Below are 17924 nucleotides of genomic sequence, written 5' to 3' on the forward strand. Positions count from 1 at the left end.
GGAGAGGGCAAGAGACAAATCATCAATATGACGCAGGGAGTTGTGCAGATGAGCTTTCTAATACTGATTATTGTCGTGGGTCTGGGCGTGGCGCTGCTGGTGGTTGCGGGAATGGCAATTTACGAACGCCGCCGCCGGATTGTCGGGGATGCCGGCATGCCGAAGCTGCCCGGACAACATTCCATCGCACAGCTTGGCCTGAACGAACCCGCGCGAATGAGCCTTAACACCGTGATCATGCGACCGACGAAAGGTTTGCGCTTTCTCAGCCTTGGCTTCAGTGCATTTGCCCTTTGGATGATCTGGGGACCGATTGCCAATTCCAACTCTCACGATACGCTTTTGGCAATCGGAACATCGGCCCTGATCAGCTACGTGGCTCTCTTTATTGCGAACTATGAGGCCCGCTATGATGACGAAGGGCTTACCGCGCCGGACTGGTTCTTTGTGGAGCGGCGCTTTGACTGGGCGGATTTCGTGGGCATGGGCGAGGACGGCAACCTTCTTTACAAGTTGTACTTTGACGGGAAACGTAAGGTTCATTTGCAGAAATACCTTGTTGGCATGCCGACCTTCCTTACATTTGTGGAAGATGTGAAAGCCTTGAATCGAAGGACCTGATGCCCGAACTTCCCGAAGTAGAAACCGTGATGCGCGGGCTGACCCCTGCGATGACGGGCGCGGTGATCGCGCGTGCGGATATCAACCGCCCCGATTTGCGATGGCCGTTTCCGGTAGGGATGGCAAAGAGGCTGACAGGCCAGCAGGTGCTGGGTCTGCGCAGACGGTCCAAGTACATTCTGGCCGATCTGGGTTCCGGAGAATCACTGTTGATTCACCTTGGAATGTCCGGTCGGATGTTGATCTCCGGTGATCCTTTGGGACAATTCGTGCACGATCATCCCGCGCCCGAAAAACATGACCATGTGGTCTTTCACATGGACAACGGCGCGCGCGTAACCTTCAACGATCCGCGCCGGTTCGGGGCAATGGACCTGATGGATACTGTCACGGCGGAACAGCACAAATTGCTGGCCTCAATTGGGCCGGAACCACTTGGCAACGATTTTCACGAGGCGCATCTGGTGGCCGCACTCAAGGGGCGAAACACACCGATCAAATCCGCCCTGCTGGATCAGAGAATCGTCGCCGGACTGGGAAATATCTATGTCTGTGAGGCGCTTTACCGGGCTGGCATCCATCCCGCGCGGAAGGCCGGGCGGATTTCTTCGGCCCGGATTGCAGCGCTGGTTCCGATCATTCGCACCGTCCTGACCGAGGCGATCGAAGCGGGCGGGTCTTCCTTGCGCGACTTCCGGCAGGCAGATGGCGAGCTGGGTTATTTCCAGCATAGTTTTGATGTCTACGGACGCGAGGGGGAGCCCTGCCGCACGCCCGATTGCCGCCACGTCATACGCCGCATCGTGCAATCGGGACGCTCGTCTTTCTACTGTAGTCAATGCCAAAGATAGCTTGAAACGCTCTTGCGCCGTGGTATTCACGGACGCCTGTGCGCAATAGATGAGAGCATCCTTGATGGCTTACGAAACGATCACACTCGACGTGGACAATCATGTGGCCTTGGTCACGCTGAACCGGCCCGATGCGTTGAATGCATTGAACGACCAGTTGATGAGCGAGTTGGCCGATTGCCTCAAAGGCTGTCAGGACAACGAGAAAGTCCGTTGCATCGTGATCACAGGTTCGGAAAAGGCATTCGCCGCCGGGGCTGACATCGCGATGATGAAAGACAAGTCTTTCGTGGATGTTTTTGCGGGCGATCTGTTCACGCCAGAAACAGATCAGATCATGCGCATTCGCAAGCCGATCATCGCAGCCGTATCTGGCTACGCGCTGGGCGGTGGATGCGAATTGGCGATGATGTGCGATTTCATCATCTGCACCGAGACCGCGAAATTCGGCCAGCCAGAGATCAACCTTGGTGTTGTCGCAGGCATCGGCGGCACGCAGCGCCTGACGCGACTTGTGGGCAAGGCAAAGGCGATGGACATGAACCTCACCGGTCGCTTTATGGACGCGGCAGAGGCCGAGCGCGCGGGACTGGTGTCTCGTGTTGTACCTGTAAAGAAGCTAATGGAAGAGACCATGGGAGCCGCGCAGAAGATTGCGGAAAAATCCATGATTTCCGTGATGGTCGTCAAAGAGGCCGTAAACCGCGCTTACGAAGTGCCACTGCGGGAAGGTCTGCTGTTCGAACGGCGGGTATTCCACTCGCTCTTTGCCACCGAAGATCAAAAGGAAGGTATGTCTGCCTTCCTTGAAAAGCGCGAAGCGCAGTTCCGGGACAAGTAGGGCATTCGAAAAACGCCGGTGGCCCGAAATTTCTTCGCGCGGCACGGCGCTATCCCGCAGGGGCAACTAACATTCGCTGCCTTTCCCTTTACAACCGGCCCCCAACACCGATATAGGCCGCTCCAGACATGCGCGTGCAGCCCGCTCAGGCTAGAATCACCTTCCCGGTATTTCCGGCACGGGTTTGGCGTCACGCGTCGTAACTTGAATACAACCCGAAGGTAGATCCTCATGGCAAATACACCACAGTCCAAGAAGCGTGCACGTCAGAACGAAAAGCGTTTCCAGATCAACAAAGCACGTCGTTCACGGATTCGCACGTACCTGCGCAAAGTCGAAGAGGCGATCGCCTCTGGTGACAAAAATGCCGCAACGGAAGCGCTCAAAGCTGCCCAGCCAGAGCTGATGCGGGGCGTGACCAAGGGTGTTTTCCACAAGAACACAGCATCGCGTAAAATGTCGCGACTGTCCGCCCGCGTCAAAGCATTGGGCTGAACGACGGCAGCAATTTTAGCGCGAGTCGGCTAATCAGTTGAAAAAAAAGGCATCGCTTCGCGGTGCCTATTTTTTTGTCTTCACGGTCTCAAAATTGGCTCAGAGATTCTTTTCAACCAATTGCCGAGTCAAGTTTGAAGATATGTTGAAGCGACCCCGATCTAGTTGCTACGACAGTGTTGCGAGTCACTTCGCTGGGGGGACAGGCTTTGAATATCGGGCGCGTTGTGCGGTGCGCTTTCGATGCCCAAAGACCATCGTCAGACGGTTACGTCTGACAAGATGAATTGCAATTGTGCGACAGCATGGTTGCCCTGTCACAATTCGAAAAGACGGACGGTTTCGTCCGACGCAGCGCGCTCACTTGGGGTGTCGTAACGTTGGTCAGGCATTCTGTCAGGTGTCCATCGGGCGCAGGTCGGTTTCTCCGTTGGGACCGGATAGTCCCCTGCGTGCTGATGGTTGGGGCGTCGGCAAATTGCTGGCAATGGTATTAGACTGGGACAGAAAGAAGATTATGACGCAGGAACAATGGGGCGAAATCAGGCAGCGGCTTCTCAAGACAGTAGGGCAGAACAACTACACCACTTGGATTGAACCATTGGTACCGGGGCAGGTCGCGAACGGCATTGCCATACTGAACGTACCAACGAACTTTTTCGGCAACTATGTCAGCCAGAACTTCTCGGACCTGATTTTGCATGAGCTAAACGCCGAAGGGATAACCGCATCGCGCTTGAACTTTGTGCTGAGTTCCCAGACCAACGCGGCCCCCAAGGCACAGCAAACGACAACCTTGCGCGCAACATCGGCACAAAAGACCGGTGGCATGAACAGCACGGCCCCACTGGAGCCGCGGTTTAGCTTTGACAACTTCGTGGTTGGAAAGCCCAATGAACTGGCACACGCTGCCGCCCGCCGCGTGGCCGAAGGTGGCCCTGTAACGTTCAACCCACTGTTCCTGTATGGCGGCGTTGGCCTCGGCAAGACCCACTTGATGCATGCGATCGCCCAAGAGTTACAGCAGCGCAAGCCAGAGATGAATGTACTCTACCTGTCGGCCGAGCAGTTCATGTACCGCTTTGTTCAGGCGCTGCGGGACCGCAAGATGATGGATTTCAAAGAGCTTTTCCGCTCTGTCGACGTGCTTATGGTTGACGATGTTCAGTTCATCGCAGGCAAAGACAGCACGCAGGAAGAATTCTTTCACACGTTTAACGCGCTCGTCGATCAGCACAAGCAGATCATCATTTCAGCCGATCGTGCCCCAACTGACATCAAAGACCTTGAAGAGCGGGTAAAATCGCGTCTGCAGTGCGGTCTGGTGGTTGACCTGCATCCCACAGACTACGAGCTCCGCCTTGGCATCTTGCAGAGCAAGCTGGAGACACAGCAAAAGAATTATCCCGATCTTGAGGTCGGTGAGGGCGTGCTGGAGTTTCTTGCACATCGCATCACATCCAATGTGCGCGTATTGGAAGGCGCACTGACGCGGCTCTTTGCATTTGCGTCGCTTGTTGGACGCGAGATCAACATGGACCTGACACAGGATTGTCTGGCCGATGTACTGCGCTCGAACGAGCGCAAGATCACCGTCGAGGAAATCCAGCGCAAGGTGAGTGAGCATTTCAACATCCGCCTGAGTGACATGATCGGCCCAAAGCGCCTGCGCAGTTTCGCGCGGCCACGACAGATTGCGATGTATCTGTCCAAACAGTTGACCAGTCGGTCACTTCCCGAAATCGGTCGTCGTTTTGGCGGCCGCGACCATACAACGGTCATGCATGGTGTGCGCCGGATTGAAGAGCTGAAGCAAAGCGACAGCCAGATTGCCGAGGACCTTGAATTGCTGGGTCGTGCGTTGAAATCCTGACGCCGAAAAGACACGGGAAATATTGACTTGAGGGGCCCCAGCGGCCCCTCTTGCATTTGACCCGTTAAACACTCAAAAGTCTTGCGCAAGCGGGGGAACCGGGTAGTCTGCCTCTCCCGGCAGTCCTAACGGAGAAGGCACATGAAATTCAGCATCGAGCGCGCAGCCCTGCTTAAGGCCGTGAGCCAAGCCCAGTCTGTCGTGGAGCGCCGGAACACCATTCCGATCCTTGCGAATGTTCTGATCGAGGCCGACGGCAACGAGGTGTCCTTTCGGGCCACCGATCTGGATATCGAGGTCGTTGACAAAGCCCCCGCGCAGGTCGAGCGCGCAGGTGCAATTACAGTTTCAGCAACGCTGCTGCACGAGATCGTGCGGAAGTTGCCTGATGGTGCACTGATCAACCTGACAGGCGACAGCGCCGCCGGGCGCATGACAGTTGAGGCTGGACGTTCAAACTTCTCGCTCGCGACACTGCCACGCGAGGATTTTCCGGTGATGGCCTCATCCGAATATGCCTCAAACTTCAGCGCGCCTGCCCCGGTTCTGCGCCGACTGTTCGACAAGTCGAAATTCGCGATCTCTACCGAGGAGACGCGCTATTATCTGAACGGTGTGTACATGCATGTCGCGGATGCGGACGGTGGCAAAGTGCTACGCTGCGTGGCAACAGATGGCCACCGCTTGGCACGCATCGATGCGGACCTGCCTGAAGGGGCGGCAGACATGCCGGGCGTCATCGTGCCACGTAAAACCGTAGGTGAGTTGCGGAAGCTGCTTGACGACGACGAAATGAAGATCGCCGTGTCCGTATCAGAGACAAAGGTACGCTTTGCCACGCCAGAGATCACGCTGACCTCCAAAGTCATCGACGGGACATTCCCCGATTACACGCGGGTCATCCCGCAGGGAAATACCCGCAAGATGGAAGTGGACGCCTCCGATTTCGCGCAGGCCGTGGATCGCGTGGCAACTGTCAGCTCCGAACGGTCCCGCGCCGTCAAGCTTCAGCTGGACGAAGACCGTTTGATATTGTCGGTCAACGCGCCTGACAGCGGCGCGGCTGAAGAAGAACTGGTCGTGGCCTATGGTGACGAACGGTTGGAGATTGGCTTTAACGCCAAGTACTTGTTGGAAATCGCCAGCCAAGTGGACCGCGAAAACGCGGTGTTTTTGTTCAATTCATCCGGCGATCCGACGCTGATGCGCGAAGGCAACGATATGTCGGCGGTATATGTCGTCATGCCGATGCGGGTGTGACAAGGGGCGGACTTGCTACGAAGTCCGGCCCGGTTTCTGTAAAGAAATCGGTTCGCGGTGCTCGATCCTACAAAGCGCAGTGGCCAGTCCATGATTTTCGGTTAGCTATCTGCCGAGAATACGGTCGGAACTGATGGTTTCTCTGCACCTGAGCCAACTTACCCTTTCCCATTTCCGGTCGCACAAACGCGCGGTGATAGACTGTGACGCCCGACCAGTGGCGATCTACGGGCCCAACGGTGCGGGCAAGACCAACATCCTCGAAGCCGTTTCGCTTTTGTCTCCGGGCCGGGGCCTGCGCCGCTCTAGCGCCGAAGACATGACCCGCCGACCCGAGGCGCTGGGATGGAAGATAACCGGCATCCTGCACTCTCTGCATCAGGTCCATGAGCTTGAGATCTGGTCCGAGAGCGGTGCGGCAAGACAAACGCGTATCGATGGCAAGACTGCCCCACAAACCGCACTGGGCCGCATTGCACGGGTACTTTGGTTGATCCCCGCAATGGACCGCCTGTGGATTGAAGGGGCAGAAGGGCGGCGACGGTTCCTTGATCGTATGACGCTCAGCTTTCTACCGGATCACGCGGAACACTCGCTTAGCTATGAGAAGGCCATGCGCGAGCGCAACAGGCTGCTGAAAGACATGGTCCGCGAGCCGTCATGGTACGCCGCCCTTGAGGCACGGATGGCCGAAGCGGGGACCGCAATACACGCAGGCCGCTTGCGGGCGTTGGAAGCCATCGCAGAGGCACAAAGCAAGGCAGAGACAGCGTTCCCGGCTGCGTCGCTTGAACTGATCTGCGACATGCCTTCTGCGGCCAGTGAGCTGCGCGAAACACTCGCAGACAACCGTCAGCGTGATCTGGCGGCGGGTCGGACGCTGATCGGACCGCATCGGGCGGACCTATATGGCGTCTACGAAACCAAGGGCGTGCCAGCCAAGGACTGCTCCACTGGCGAACAAAAGGCGCTGCTGGTTTCTCTCATCCTCGCCAATGCCCGCGCACTGGCGCAGGACTTTGGGGCGCCGCCCCTCTTGCTGCTGGATGAGGTCGCCGCCCACCTTGATACAGATCGACAGGCAGCTCTTTATGACGAAATCTGCGCCCTTGGCGCACAGGCCTGGATGACCGGAACAGGACCAGAAATGTTCGCTGCTTTAGGCGACCGCGCGCAGCGTCTTGAGGTCACGGAATCCGATGGCACCTCGCATGTTGAAAGGGTCAGCTAAGACACGCCACATGGCCACAAAATATTGTGCCATTTGCGTGACAACCCCCTTCGAAACCACTATAAATCGGACAAAAGAAAAAGGTTTCTCTACATGTCCGAGCAAGACCAGACGCCACAGGAATATGGCGCGGATTCTATCAAGGTTCTCAAAGGCTTGGAGGCTGTTCGCAAGCGTCCCGGTATGTACATCGGGGACACCGACGATGGCTCTGGTCTGCATCACATGGTCTACGAGGTCGTGGATAACGGCATTGACGAGGCTTTGGCCGGTCATGCGGACAGGGTAACGGTCACGATTAACGAGGACAGCTCTGTCTCAGTAAACGATAATGGCCGGGGAATTCCGGTTGGAATTCACGAGGGCGAAGGTGTTTCCGCGGCCGAAGTCATCATGACCCAGTTGCACGCAGGCGGTAAGTTCGACAGCAATTCCTACAAGGTTTCAGGGGGTCTGCACGGGGTGGGCGTATCCGTGGTGAATGCGCTTTCCGACTGGCTGGAGCTGCGCATCTGGCGCGAGGGAAAAGAGCATGTCGCACGCTTTGAAGGGGGCTTTACCACCAAGCACCTCGAAGTGGTCGGCCCGACAGACCGCACCGGGACAGAGGTGCGTTTTCTGGCCTCAACCGAGACTTTCTCAAACCTCGAATACTCATTCGAAACGTTGGAAAAGCGTCTGCGAGAGCTGGCATTCCTCAACTCCGGTGTGCGGATCGTCCTGCGTGACGAACGACCCGTGGAACCGGTGGAAACAGAGCTTTTCTACGAAGGCGGCGTGAAGGAATTCGTCAAATACCTCGACCGTCACAAATCATCCGTCATGTCAGAGCCGATCTTTATCACGGGCGAACGCGATGAAATCGGTGTTGAGGTCGCGATGTGGTGGAACGACAGCTATCACGAGAACGTCCTGCCTTTTACCAACAACATCCCCCAGCGCGATGGCGGTACCCATATGGCCGGCTTCCGGGGGGCGCTGACGCGCACCATCAACAACTACGCGCAGTCCTCTGGCATCGCCAAGAAGGAAAAGGTGACCTTCACCGGCGACGACGCGCGCGAGGGGCTGACCTGCGTGCTTTCCGTCAAAGTGCCGGACCCGAAGTTCAGCAGTCAGACCAAGGACAAGCTGGTATCTTCCGAAGTGCGCCCTGCGGTTGAAGGTTTGGTAAACGAAAAACTGGCCGAGTGGTTCGAAGAGAACCCCACTCAGGCCAAGATTATTGTCGGCAAGATCATTGAGGCCGCTCAGGCACGCGAAGCGGCGCGCAAAGCGCGCGAACTGACCCGTCGTAAGACGGCGATGGACGTGAACTTTCTTGCTGGCAAGCTGAAAGACTGCTCGGAAAAAGACCCGTCCAAAACAGAAGTCTTCCTTGTCGAGGGTGACTCTGCCGGTGGATCAGCGCAAACAGGCCGGGACCGTCAAACCCAGGCGATCCTGCCGCTTAAAGGTAAGATCCTGAACGTTGAGCGCGCGCGCTTTGACCGGATGCTGGGTAGCCAGGAGATCGGCAACCTTGTCATGGCGCTGGGCACCGGGATTGGTCGCGACGAATTCGACATCTCCAAGCTGCGCTACCACAAGATCGTCATTATGACGGACGCTGACGTTGACGGCGCGCATATCCGTACGCTGCTGCTGACCTTCTTTTACCGCCAGATGCCGCAGTTGATCGAGAACGGTCACCTCTACATTGCGCAGCCACCGCTTTATAAAGTGTCGCGCGGCAAATCCGAGGTGTATCTGAAGGATCAGGCCGCGATGGAAGAATACCTGATTGCGCAAGGGATCGAGGGTGCCATGCTGCGGCAGGGCAACGGGGAAGAGATCACTGGCGCGGATCTTACGCGTGTGGTGGATCTTGCCCGTCAGTTGCGCCGCGTTTTGGAAGCATTCCCCACGCATTACCCGCGTCACATTCTTGAGCAGGCCGCCATTGCCGGCGCATTCGTACCCGGTGCGGTCGACCGCGATCTTCAGGGTGTTGCGGATAAGGTCGCGGAGCGTCTGGACCTTATCGCGCTTGAATACGAGCGTGGCTGGCAGGGTCGTATCACGCAGGACCATGGCATGAAGCTGGCGCGCATCCTGCGCGGGGTTGAAGAAGTCCGCACGCTGGATGGCAAGATGTTGCGGTCCGGCGAGGCCAAGAAATCCGGCAGTTTCACGGAGCATTTGCAGGACGTTTACGACCTGCCTGCCGTGTTGGTGCGCAAGGACCGGTCGCAGCTGATCAACGGCCCCATGGACCTGCTGGACGCTATCCTTGCCGAAGGCGAAAAAGGTCTGTCCCTGCAACGCTACAAGGGTCTGGGCGAAATGAATCCGGACCAGTTGTGGGAAACCACATTGGATCCTGATGCCCGGACGTTGCTGCAGGTCAAGGTCGATGACATGGCCGAGGCAGATGACCTCTTTACCAAGCTGATGGGCGATGTGGTCGAACCGCGCCGCGAATTCATTCAGCAAAACGCGCTCAGCGTCGAGAACCTCGACTTTTAGGCTGCGTTCAGCGCAATCCGCTCCGCGCAATGTAGGTGGCCAGATCAAGGATCAGCTGCCCGCGCGCCCGTGCGATTGCGGCTGGTCCGCCTGCGGGGTCTAAAGGTGTGGACAAGTCGAACAGACCTGACCGTTCGCGCCGCCCATCCTCTACCGCGACGAAATACTGACCTGATGCGCGAAATGATCCGCCAGTCGTAGCAACCAATTCAGCAAAGCGGACCTCAAGACGCGCATCTGGCAAAGCCTCGAACGGCCAGGGTTCGGATGCCACACGCCTGTCCGTCAAACGGGCCAGGTTCTGGCTCAATTCCAGCGCAATCGCGCGTTCAGGTGCGTCAGCCCACAGTACGTCCGAGGAACTGGTCAGCGTCCCGTCATCGGCCTGTGTGTGAATCTCATCCGCTGCGGCGTAACTGGGCAGCGAAACATCCCGAACCTCAACCGACGCAAAGGCAATGCGGGTCTTCTCGCTGATTGCAGGAGGTGCCACAGCAAATCGTTCAGGCGATCCACAGGCAGCCAGCAATAACAACAAAGAAACAGAGAGCATGCGGGCAGCGATGGTCATGGTTTATCGTCCAATCAGCAGAGAATTCGGATTACGTTCAATGGTCCGCGCCAAAGATGCAAGCGCATCGGCGGCCTTCTGAATGTCGCGCAGAGCGGCTTGGGCAGACCGGCTGAGTTCATCACCCTTGTTGTACCCTTCGATCGTACGACCTGCCTGCGCAAACAAAGCCGTCAAGCGGTCCACGATCTGTGGCAAATCCTTGGACGAGACCGCAATGCTGTCGGCAGCATTCCGGGCGGATGCAAGCGTTTGATTCACGTTTTCAATCGCCCCACCTTCACGCACTTCCTGCAGGGTATAATTGACCTCATCAAGTGCTCGCTTCAGCGATCTTGGCAAAGCAATCGCATCCTCCGTGCCGATCACTGCGTCAGCAGAAGCTGTGAGGGCGGTCAATTCCTTAACCAGTTCGTCGATTGCCAGAGACTCGGCTTTGGCGGCGACGGCTTCGATCTGTTCCACCAACGCAGGCACGCCAGCGACAGAGCTTTCAACCGCACTCGCAGCTGTAGACGCGTCATCCAGTACCGCAGAAAGCTTGCTCGCGATCCGCTCTTGCTCCAATTGTCCCACCAGCGTTTCAACCCGCGTCAGTGTGGCGTTAAGCGTCACAGGGATATTTCGCACATCATCTGATGATACCAACCCTTGCAGGTCAGCCAGCAGTTCGCGAACGTCCGTCGGTGTGTTGCGCAAATCCTCATCAGAAATGAGCGCCTCGGCCGAGTCGAGGAAGGTGATGGCGGAATTCAACAGCTCTTCGATGGGCAGGTTGTTGATCCGGGTAAAGACACCCTCAACCGTGGCAGCGGCATCAGAGGTTTCATTCTCGGTTGTGGGCATAACAGGCAATCCGCCATCGGGGCTGACCAATTGCGCAGCAGGTGCATCGGGAACAAGCAACAGTTCCACCTTGAGCCCGCCTGTCAGCAAGCTGGCAGAGGCCAACCGTGCGCGCATTCCAGCCTCAACGCGGCCTTGCAAGAAACTGAGTGCGGCCTCAGCCGTGACATCACCGGGCAGGCCCAATCGGGCGGGTTGAATAGACAGATTGGCGTTCAGGCGCACCCGGCTGTCGCCGAACTGATCAATGTTTACGACGCCCGACAGTGCCGAAACTTCACCAATCTTGAAACCGCTCAACTCGACCGGTGCACCGACCGTAAGACCAGAGATGTTCTCGTCGAAAATTACGCTGATCTCCAATGGATCGACGGAAGAGGCATTAAAGAGAGAACTGCGCGCGGATTCCTTGTCGGGAAATATTTCGAAAACCGTTCCGTCCTGTACCTGACCACCGCCAGAGACAAAGGTGTCAAAGGTGATACCACCGCCGACAAGCGTTGCGATGGATGAAAAGTCGATCTCAGCACCTGCGGGACCAATGTTCACGCTGAAACCCGACGTATCCCAAAACCGCGTGGATTCATTGATCAGATTGCGATGTTCCTCAAATATCAGGGCCTCGACAATCGCGAAATTGCCTCGCGGCGCGATACTGGCACGGCCAACGCGGCCCACTTCGATGCCCTTGTAAAGGATCGGCGCATTATCGGTCAGCTGACCATTGGCGACTGTACGAAACGCAATCTGAAGCCCCGGCTGACCGGGTCGGATCAGAGGCGGCTCGGACGCCCCTTGGAAACGCGCAAGGTATGGGCCCGGTTCATCATCCCACGACCCTTCGATATAAACACCGCTCAGAACCGTGCTGAGGCCGGTGATGCCTTGCGCGGAAACTTCGGGTTGGACCACCCAGAATACAGCGCTTGAGTCAATGAAGGGCGCGACGTTCTTGTCCACCCTCACGCTGGCGGTGACCTTTTCCAAACCGGCGGTAAAGCCGACTTTCTCCACGACGCCCACTGTCACATCGCGATAGCGTAATTCAGTCTCGCCTGCCTTGATGCCAGCCCCCTGCTGAAACTCTACAACGATCAAGGGGCCGCGATCATTGAAGCTTTGCCATGCCACGAAAAGGGCCGCGACAAGGGCGAGCAATGGAATGATCCAAACGATAGATGCACCGCTCAGGAAAACTTTACGGGTTGGGGATACAGACACTTCTGGCAGGTCTTCACTCATGACGTGCGCGATCTCCCCTTTGCCCGAACATCCCAGATCATGCGGGAGTCAAATGCCTGCGCCGAAAGCATCGTAAAAATCACCGAAAGGGCAAAGAAAATGGCTGCCGGACCGGGATTTATCGATGCCAGTGTCCTGAGTTGCACCAGCGCCGACAAAATCGCAACCACAAAGATATCGATCATTGACCAGCGCCCGATGTACTCGACAATCTCATACATGAACTGACGTCGGTGGTTCGAAAAGTTGATGTTCTGCTTCACACTAATGGCCAGATAGGCAATCGCCCAGAATTTGGCGAGCGGGATCACAACCGAGGCAAAAAGGATGATCGCGGCAATGCCATAGCTGCCGTAATGCGCCAGATCCACCGCCCCGCCGATGATGGTACTTTCATCAACCTTGAACAATGTCTGCGTGCGCAGCATCGGATATGCGTTCGCCGGGATATAGCAAAGAAAACCGACGATCCAGAAGGCCCAGACCCGTTGCAGGCTGAGCGGATCACGCGAGTGCAGTTTGTGATTGCAGCGCGGACAGCGGTCCACGCCCATGGGCGATGCCTTGGTACAGCGCTTGCAGGCCACAATACCCAGCTCACGTGCGGTTACGATGTTTTCGGGTGTTCCAGACGATGCCATACAGACCATTTACACATGAAGCTGTCCTGCGCGATGACGAGGACAACGAGAATGCCGAACATCCAGAACGCAGGCCCAAAACCTACGTTGGCAAGATCGGCGACTTTGACCAGCGCCACGGCGCAGCCAATCGCGAAAATTTCGGCCATCGACCAGGGGCGCAGCGCCTCTGACAGGCGGAAAGCCGGGATCGCATGACGTGCTGCGGGGCGGTCCAGCACGACAGGGATAAGAACGTAAAGTGTCAGCAGAACCCGAAGCAGCGGAATGAAGATGATAAGCCCGGCTGTCGCCAGTGACAGAAAGATCATCGGCCCGCCCGAAAACGCCAATGCTGCATCCAGGATGGAAACCGCATTCTTGTTCCCGGCAGCATCAATCGTGAGAAAGGGAAACACAGCCGCCCCGACGATCAGGAACAACACCGCAAGTGCGACGGCGATGATATGCAGACCCGCATTGCGCCTTGGAGCGATCAATACCTTGTGACACCGCTGGCACACCGCGCGTTCACCGTGGCCCGGTTTTTTCATGCGATAGGCAGCATCGCATTGCGGACAAACAATCAGTTCGTCCAGCGCGAAATCCACATCCCTGTCCGCGAAATCCTTCATATCTGACTGATATAGGATTGTTTCGTTGCGTGACACGCCATTCTGCGCAAACGGCGACATCAGGCGGCTATTGCCGGGGGTTTGCTTAATCTTGGAACACAGCGTTGGCCCATGCGTTTGTTTACCAGAGCGTATGAACGCAATCGAAAATAAGAGAGGTACACCATGACAAGCATTACAGAAGCAAAGATCCTTATCCTTGCGACCAACGGCTTTGAACAGTCTGAACTGGAAAAGCCCCTGAATGATCTGAAGAGCAAAGGCGCTGCCGTGCATGTCGCCACGCCAGACGGCAACGACATCAAAGGATGGGATCAAGACGACTGGGGCAATACGGTCTCTGCTGACCTGAGACTGGCTGATGTAAACGTCGGAGATTACGATGCTATCGTCCTGCCCGGTGGTCAGATCAATCCAGACATTCTGCGTGCAAATAAGGACGCGGTCGCGCTGATCAAATCTTTTGCTGAGCACGGCAAGACCATTGCCGCTGTATGCCACGCCCCGTGGTTGCTGATTGAAGCAGGGTTGATCAAAGGCCGAAAGGCAACTTCTTATGGCTCCATCGCGACTGATATGAAAAACGCAGGGGCCCTGTGGGAAGACAGCGAAGTTGTCGTTGACAACGGTATCGTTACGAGCCGTTCACCGTCGGACCTTGATGCATTCGTTGCAAAGATCGTTGAAGGAATTGAGCACGGCGCGGATACGCGCAAAGCCGCGTAAGAAAATCGCATAGTTCTGGAAAGCCCCCTTGTTTCAGGGGGCTTTTTTTGTGGCCTCAGTTATTTCATCGGGCGTCAGCCCGAGATCGGCCAGAACAGCAATAGTATCGGCGCCTGTGGCAGTAGGCGCTTCAACAGGATTTGGCACAGACCGGCTGAACCGCGGGGCTTTGGAAGACTGTTGCACGTTATTCGGTGATACAAAGGTATCTCGCGCCGCCACGTGTGGATGATGCGGTGCTTCGGTAAATGCCAGGACCGGAGCAACGCAAGCATCGGTCCCTTCAAATATCTCAGCCCAGTCATCACGAGTTTTCGTGGCAAAGACAGCGGCGAACTCTTCAGTGCGTGCCTGCCAGTTTGATTTGTCATTCTGATCCTTGGCGTAGTCTGCAGGAAGACCCATTTTATCCAGCAGAATAGCAAAAAACTGTGGCTCAAGAGCACCCACCGCTACGAATTTCCCGTCTGCACACCCATAGCACCGGTAAAAGGGGGCTGCCCCGTCAAGCCAGTTGTCGCCGCGCGTTTCGCCCCACGTTCCTTGCGCCAGCATACCGTGAATCAGGCCCATCATCGCCGGCGCCCCGTCGATCATTGCCGCGTCCACGACTTGTCCCTTGCCGGACACCCCTCTTTCGATGACAGCGGATAAAATGCCGAAAATCAGGAACATGGTGCCCCCGCCGTAATCCGCAACTAGGTTTAAGGGCGCCACAGGTGGGCGATCGGCATCACCCATCGCATGCAACGCCCCTGACAGCGCAAGATAGGTGATGTCATGGCCAGCAACCCGCGCCAGCGGTCCATGCTGCCCCCAACCTGTCATCCGGGCGTAGATCAGCGTATCAGGGCAAGCATCAGGACCAAGGCCAAGGCGTTCCATAACGCCGGGGCGGAAACCTTCGATCAGCACATCACTCGCCTCTATCAAACGTTTTGCAGCATTCACGCCCGCTTCAGACTTGAGGTTCAGGACCACGGATTTCTTGCCACGTCGGTTGATGTCAGTGGGGTCGGCGGGCGCTTGTTTGCGGTCAATTGCGATCACTTGCGCGCCCAGATCAGCCAGCAGTTGACCGGCCAACGGCGCGGGCCCTAGTCCGGAAAACTCAACCACCTTCAATGATGCAAGGGGGCCGCCAGTCATGCCGCACCCGGAACAAGAACTTCGCGCGCGCCCTCGACGAAATTATCAAGTGACAATGGCCACGTGGTACCCGGCCAGCGCAGCTCCATCTCGCCTTTTCGTGGGCGATAAACAGCAGTGTACAGTGTGCCAAATCCGGCGGCAAAAGCAGTGGAGTAAAGCGGTGGCTTCAGAAAGGCGTTGATGAACTTGTCCTCCGGGTCCTTGTGCAGCCGCAGACGGTGCAGCAGGAACCGCTCCCGCTCGACCGTGGCTGTAAAGCGCGCATGGCTGACCCATTCAACGTTTTCCTGATGATTCGTCGCGACAGCGGCATGTGTGATCAGCGTTTCCCGGTCAGGGGCCATCATCGCGGTCGCATAGTTCCGCTTTTTGTCGAGCACGGTCACATTGTAGCTCATGTGCGTTGGCACGCGTTCCAGCACCTTCACCGCCTCATCTGTCGTCTCGCAGGTTTGCAAAACGTAGCGCAGGATCAGCGGCACGCCAAACCCTTCGCCCACCACACGGCGGCCCCCAAACGTCAGGGAAATCGCAAGGCCCGCATCGTTCACGCCATCCACAAGACCCCAAAGCCCGTCAGACGTGCCCAGCACCCGCCTGCCCTGCCAGCTTGTGTGCAGTACCAACTGGTCAAAGGCGTTGGGGTTATAGTCATAGTTACGCACCATGACCGGCTCTTTGCCTGCCCAGATCGCTTGGGAACAGCCTGCCAGATATGGCGGCGGGTTGTAAAAGCTAAGAAACCTCGCGGCGTGATCCCCGCCCCCGGCCAAACTGCAAAGCTGATCATAAAGCGGCATCAGTTCGGGCATATGCCTGCGCAACGCGCGTGCGGACTCCGCGTAGGTCGGGCGCGCGGTCTCGCCTTCTCTCAGCCACCATCTGCGGTAATCAGGCCAGTATTCGGCGAAAAGCCCGGACCATTTCGGTCCGGGCGTTTCTTCTTTTAGGGCGCGCCAGTACATTGGGGCCTTTCCGGGCTGCTACAGGATCTTGAACGCCGGATCAGCAAGCGCTGGCCCAGCCTGGGCAGTGGGAAGGGGTTTGCCCTCCACGCCTTGTTTGATCCCGTGAATCCACTTTTTCGCGCGCTCATTCAACTGGAAAGACTTCGTCATGGAACGACCTCGCGTCACCAGGATGCCGATGTCAGCACCTTCGTAGCGATACTCGCCCGGGCGCAGGATGCTGAGGAAGAATGCTTCGTTCTCGCTCTCCACCGCGCGACGGTGATAATCAAAGCGGTCAAAAACAACGCTGCCGTCTTCCTTCATCCTGTAGATGCCTGTTTCTGGCGCCTGCGTGCAAATATCGACGCTGTCGTCGGTGTGCTTGATCACCATCTGCGACCAGCCATCAATGTTCGCCGCGTCAGCCCAGCGCGCATTCAACTCGTCCACATCGAGATTGAATTTCTTTTTCGAGAACTCAAGAAGGTGGAACAAAAACAACGGCGCATCCGCGTGGGCAAAGGCCGCATGGTTCGTCATCGAAGACGCGCCGGTGATACGTGGGTTCAGTTCACCCAGCCACAGATCGCCGGTCTTCTTGTCAATCAGGAAGTCGAGCTCAAAATAGCCACGATAGCCTTCCTTGCGCAGCTGCTCACCAAACTTGAAGGTCAGTTCGCGTGCTTTCTCACGTACCTTGGGTGGGAAAGCGGTTGCCAGTATTTCGTTGCCACACCATCCGCCGCGATAGGGCGTCAGTTCCTTAAAGCCCACAAGTTCTGTCATCAGCGGGCCGACGATCGTGCCTTCCTTGGTGGCGCAAGCCTCGATCGCGGCACCACGGCAGTCGATCCGCTTCATGATCTTGATTTCGCCTTCGCCGATGATCTCAGATTCGTGACGGCGGAAATCGGCCTCGTTCTTGATAAAGAACGTCGTGTGACCGCTGTCACCAAAGGCGGATTGCAGCACCAGATCGTGCCCAATGCCCGCCTTTTCGCAGGTCTCGCGCAGGTTCTCGTACGATGTGACTTCGGCCAGAACGTTCGGCACTGACGGGACGCCCGCCTTGTTGCCGATCCGGACGGTTTCGATCTTGTTGTCCATCGACTGGCGCAGCTTGGCTTTGGGGAACCAGACGGTTGCGCCCAACTCTTTCGACAGTCGTTCGGTTTCCTCGTCAAACATCAGAAAAACGAACTTGGGCTTGCCCCCGCGCCGCTTGATGAAGTCGATGACTTCTTTGTGCTGCAGCAGATAGTTGTTGATATCCTCGATGGACTGGAACTCTGCGTGCGGCTGTTCAGACGGGCAGAACACGTTCGGATGCTTGCCGCCGTAACAGTCGATGTAGCAGATGTATTTGAAATTCTTCACCCATTCATCAAGACCCAGCAAGTTGAAGTTGGTCGCCGAGATGAAATAAATCGGGTCTTCGTTTCGATGAAAGAACCGGCGAATTTCTGAGATATTTTTGAGAACAGTAGCCATAGTTGTGGTCC

16 protein-coding genes are annotated in these 17924 nt (G+C 56.8%); 9 read left to right on the forward strand and 7 right to left on the reverse strand.

Annotation, left to right across the window (positions count from 1 at the left end; translation table 11 throughout):
• The first annotated feature begins 48 nt into the window (after positions 1-48).
• From GV827_RS03385 to gyrB, 8 genes are all read left to right on the forward strand, one after another.
• Positions 49-621 carry a hypothetical protein gene (locus tag GV827_RS03385; protein ID WP_164352301.1) on the forward strand — a complete coding sequence of 191 codons (573 nt, stop codon included), beginning with the start codon at positions 49-51 and terminating at the stop codon, positions 619-621.
• Entirely contained in the window at positions 621-1472 is an 852-nt protein-coding gene (gene mutM / locus GV827_RS03390; RefSeq protein ID WP_164352302.1) for a bifunctional DNA-formamidopyrimidine glycosylase/DNA-(apurinic or apyrimidinic site) lyase, read from the forward strand. Before GV827_RS03385 ends, mutM begins: the two co-directional genes overlap by 1 nt.
• Positions 1473-1536: 64 nt before the next feature.
• On the forward strand, positions 1537-2313 hold the full coding sequence (locus GV827_RS03395; protein WP_164352303.1) for an enoyl-CoA hydratase: 777 nt from the start codon (positions 1537-1539) through the stop codon (positions 2311-2313).
• Positions 2314-2544: 231 nt separating this feature from the next.
• Entirely contained in the window at positions 2545-2808 is a 264-nt protein-coding gene (rpsT, locus tag GV827_RS03400; RefSeq protein ID WP_164352304.1) for a 30S ribosomal protein S20, read from the forward strand.
• 517 nt (positions 2809-3325) lie between these two features.
• Complete coding sequence (dnaA, locus tag GV827_RS03405; RefSeq protein ID WP_164352305.1) at positions 3326-4681, forward strand: chromosomal replication initiator protein DnaA; 1356 nt, start codon at positions 3326-3328, stop codon at positions 4679-4681.
• 141 nt (positions 4682-4822) lie between these two features.
• Positions 4823-5941, forward strand: coding sequence for a DNA polymerase III subunit beta (gene dnaN / locus GV827_RS03410; RefSeq protein WP_164352306.1), 1119 nt, complete (start codon positions 4823-4825; stop codon positions 5939-5941).
• Positions 5942-6074: 133 nt separating this feature from the next.
• Complete coding sequence (gene recF, locus GV827_RS03415) at positions 6075-7172, forward strand: DNA replication/repair protein RecF (protein WP_164352307.1); 1098 nt, start codon at positions 6075-6077, stop codon at positions 7170-7172.
• Positions 7173-7265: 93 nt separating this feature from the next.
• Positions 7266-9680, forward strand: coding sequence for a DNA topoisomerase (ATP-hydrolyzing) subunit B (gene gyrB / locus GV827_RS03420; RefSeq protein WP_164352308.1), 2415 nt, complete (start codon positions 7266-7268; stop codon positions 9678-9680).
• 7 nt (positions 9681-9687) lie between these two features.
• Here gyrB and GV827_RS03425 read toward each other — a convergent pair whose 3' ends face one another.
• Genes GV827_RS03425 through GV827_RS03440 form a run of 4 tightly spaced genes read right to left on the reverse strand, consistent with a single transcriptional unit; the run spans position 9688 to position 13594 of the window.
• Positions 9688-10251, reverse strand: a complete 564-nt coding sequence (locus GV827_RS03425; RefSeq protein ID WP_164352309.1) for a PqiC family protein — start codon at positions 10249-10251, stop codon at positions 9688-9690.
• 3 nt (positions 10252-10254) lie between these two features.
• Positions 10255-12339 (reverse strand): PqiB family protein, encoded by a 2085-nt coding sequence (locus GV827_RS03430; RefSeq protein ID WP_164352310.1) that lies wholly within the window; start codon positions 12337-12339, stop codon positions 10255-10257.
• Positions 12336-12989, reverse strand: coding sequence for a paraquat-inducible protein A (locus tag GV827_RS03435; protein ID WP_386331154.1), 654 nt, complete (start codon positions 12987-12989; stop codon positions 12336-12338). Before GV827_RS03435 ends, GV827_RS03430 begins: the two co-directional genes overlap by 4 nt.
• Positions 12947-13594, reverse strand: a complete 648-nt coding sequence (locus GV827_RS03440; RefSeq protein ID WP_164352679.1) for a paraquat-inducible protein A — start codon at positions 13592-13594, stop codon at positions 12947-12949. Before GV827_RS03440 ends, GV827_RS03435 begins: the two co-directional genes overlap by 43 nt.
• A gap of 165 nt (positions 13595-13759) precedes the next feature.
• Here GV827_RS03440 and GV827_RS03445 point away from each other — a divergent pair, with 165 nt between their 5' ends.
• Positions 13760-14320 carry a type 1 glutamine amidotransferase domain-containing protein gene (locus GV827_RS03445; protein ID WP_164352311.1) on the forward strand — a complete coding sequence of 187 codons (561 nt, stop codon included), beginning with the start codon at positions 13760-13762 and terminating at the stop codon, positions 14318-14320.
• A gap of 33 nt (positions 14321-14353) precedes the next feature.
• Here the strand turns inward: GV827_RS03445 and GV827_RS03450 are convergent, their stop codons facing one another.
• Genes GV827_RS03450 through GV827_RS03460 form a run of 3 tightly spaced genes read right to left on the reverse strand, consistent with a single transcriptional unit; the run spans position 14354 to position 17913 of the window.
• Positions 14354-15469, reverse strand: coding sequence for a CaiB/BaiF CoA transferase family protein (locus tag GV827_RS03450; protein WP_164352312.1), 1116 nt, complete (start codon positions 15467-15469; stop codon positions 14354-14356).
• A complete protein-coding gene (locus tag GV827_RS03455) occupies positions 15466-16437 on the reverse strand; it encodes a C45 family autoproteolytic acyltransferase/hydolase (protein WP_164352313.1) in 972 nt (323 codons plus the stop codon). The genes GV827_RS03450 and GV827_RS03455 overlap by 4 nt, the downstream gene beginning before the upstream one ends.
• Before the next feature lie 18 nt (positions 16438-16455).
• Positions 16456-17913: a biotin carboxylase gene (locus GV827_RS03460; RefSeq protein WP_164352314.1), complete on the reverse strand. Its 1458-nt coding sequence runs from the start codon at positions 17911-17913 to the stop codon at positions 16456-16458.
• Positions 17914-17924 lie beyond the last annotated feature (11 nt).

The organism is Sulfitobacter sediminilitoris (assembly GCF_010667575.1).
GTDB classification, from domain to species: Bacteria; Pseudomonadota; Alphaproteobacteria; order Rhodobacterales; family Rhodobacteraceae; genus Sulfitobacter; species Sulfitobacter sediminilitoris.

What these genes read in the sequence shown, in the direction of transcription:
- mutM (WP_164352302.1), top strand. Translation starts at nt 621, where the DNA reads ATGCCCGAACTTCCCGAAGTAGAAACCGTGATGCGCGGGCTGACCCCT.
- GV827_RS03385 (WP_164352301.1), top strand. Translation starts at nt 49, where the DNA reads ATGAGCTTTCTAATACTGATTATTGTCGTGGGTCTGGGCGTGGCGCTG.
- rpsT (WP_164352304.1), top strand. Translation starts at nt 2,545, where the DNA reads ATGGCAAATACACCACAGTCCAAGAAGCGTGCACGTCAGAACGAAAAG.
- recF (WP_164352307.1), top strand. Translation starts at nt 6,075, where the DNA reads ATGGTTTCTCTGCACCTGAGCCAACTTACCCTTTCCCATTTCCGGTCG.
- GV827_RS03460 (WP_164352314.1), bottom strand. Translation starts at nt 17,913, where the DNA reads ATGGCTACTGTTCTCAAAAATATCTCAGAAATTCGCCGGTTCTTTCAT.
- GV827_RS03450 (WP_164352312.1), bottom strand. Translation starts at nt 15,469, where the DNA reads ATGACTGGCGGCCCCCTTGCATCATTGAAGGTGGTTGAGTTTTCCGGA.
- GV827_RS03445 (WP_164352311.1), top strand. Translation starts at nt 13,760, where the DNA reads ATGACAAGCATTACAGAAGCAAAGATCCTTATCCTTGCGACCAACGGC.
- dnaN (WP_164352306.1), top strand. Translation starts at nt 4,823, where the DNA reads ATGAAATTCAGCATCGAGCGCGCAGCCCTGCTTAAGGCCGTGAGCCAA.
- GV827_RS03430 (WP_164352310.1), bottom strand. Translation starts at nt 12,339, where the DNA reads ATGAGTGAAGACCTGCCAGAAGTGTCTGTATCCCCAACCCGTAAAGTT.
- GV827_RS03435 (WP_386331154.1), bottom strand. Translation starts at nt 12,989, where the DNA reads ATGGTCTGTATGGCATCGTCTGGAACACCCGAAAACATCGTAACCGCA.
- GV827_RS03440 (WP_164352679.1), bottom strand. Translation starts at nt 13,594, where the DNA reads ATGAAGGATTTCGCGGACAGGGATGTGGATTTCGCGCTGGACGAACTG.
- GV827_RS03395 (WP_164352303.1), top strand. Translation starts at nt 1,537, where the DNA reads ATGGCTTACGAAACGATCACACTCGACGTGGACAATCATGTGGCCTTG.
- gyrB (WP_164352308.1), top strand. Translation starts at nt 7,266, where the DNA reads ATGTCCGAGCAAGACCAGACGCCACAGGAATATGGCGCGGATTCTATC.
- GV827_RS03455 (WP_164352313.1), bottom strand. Translation starts at nt 16,437, where the DNA reads ATGTACTGGCGCGCCCTAAAAGAAGAAACGCCCGGACCGAAATGGTCC.
- dnaA (WP_164352305.1), top strand. Translation starts at nt 3,326, where the DNA reads ATGACGCAGGAACAATGGGGCGAAATCAGGCAGCGGCTTCTCAAGACA.
- GV827_RS03425 (WP_164352309.1), bottom strand. Translation starts at nt 10,251, where the DNA reads ATGACCATCGCTGCCCGCATGCTCTCTGTTTCTTTGTTGTTATTGCTG.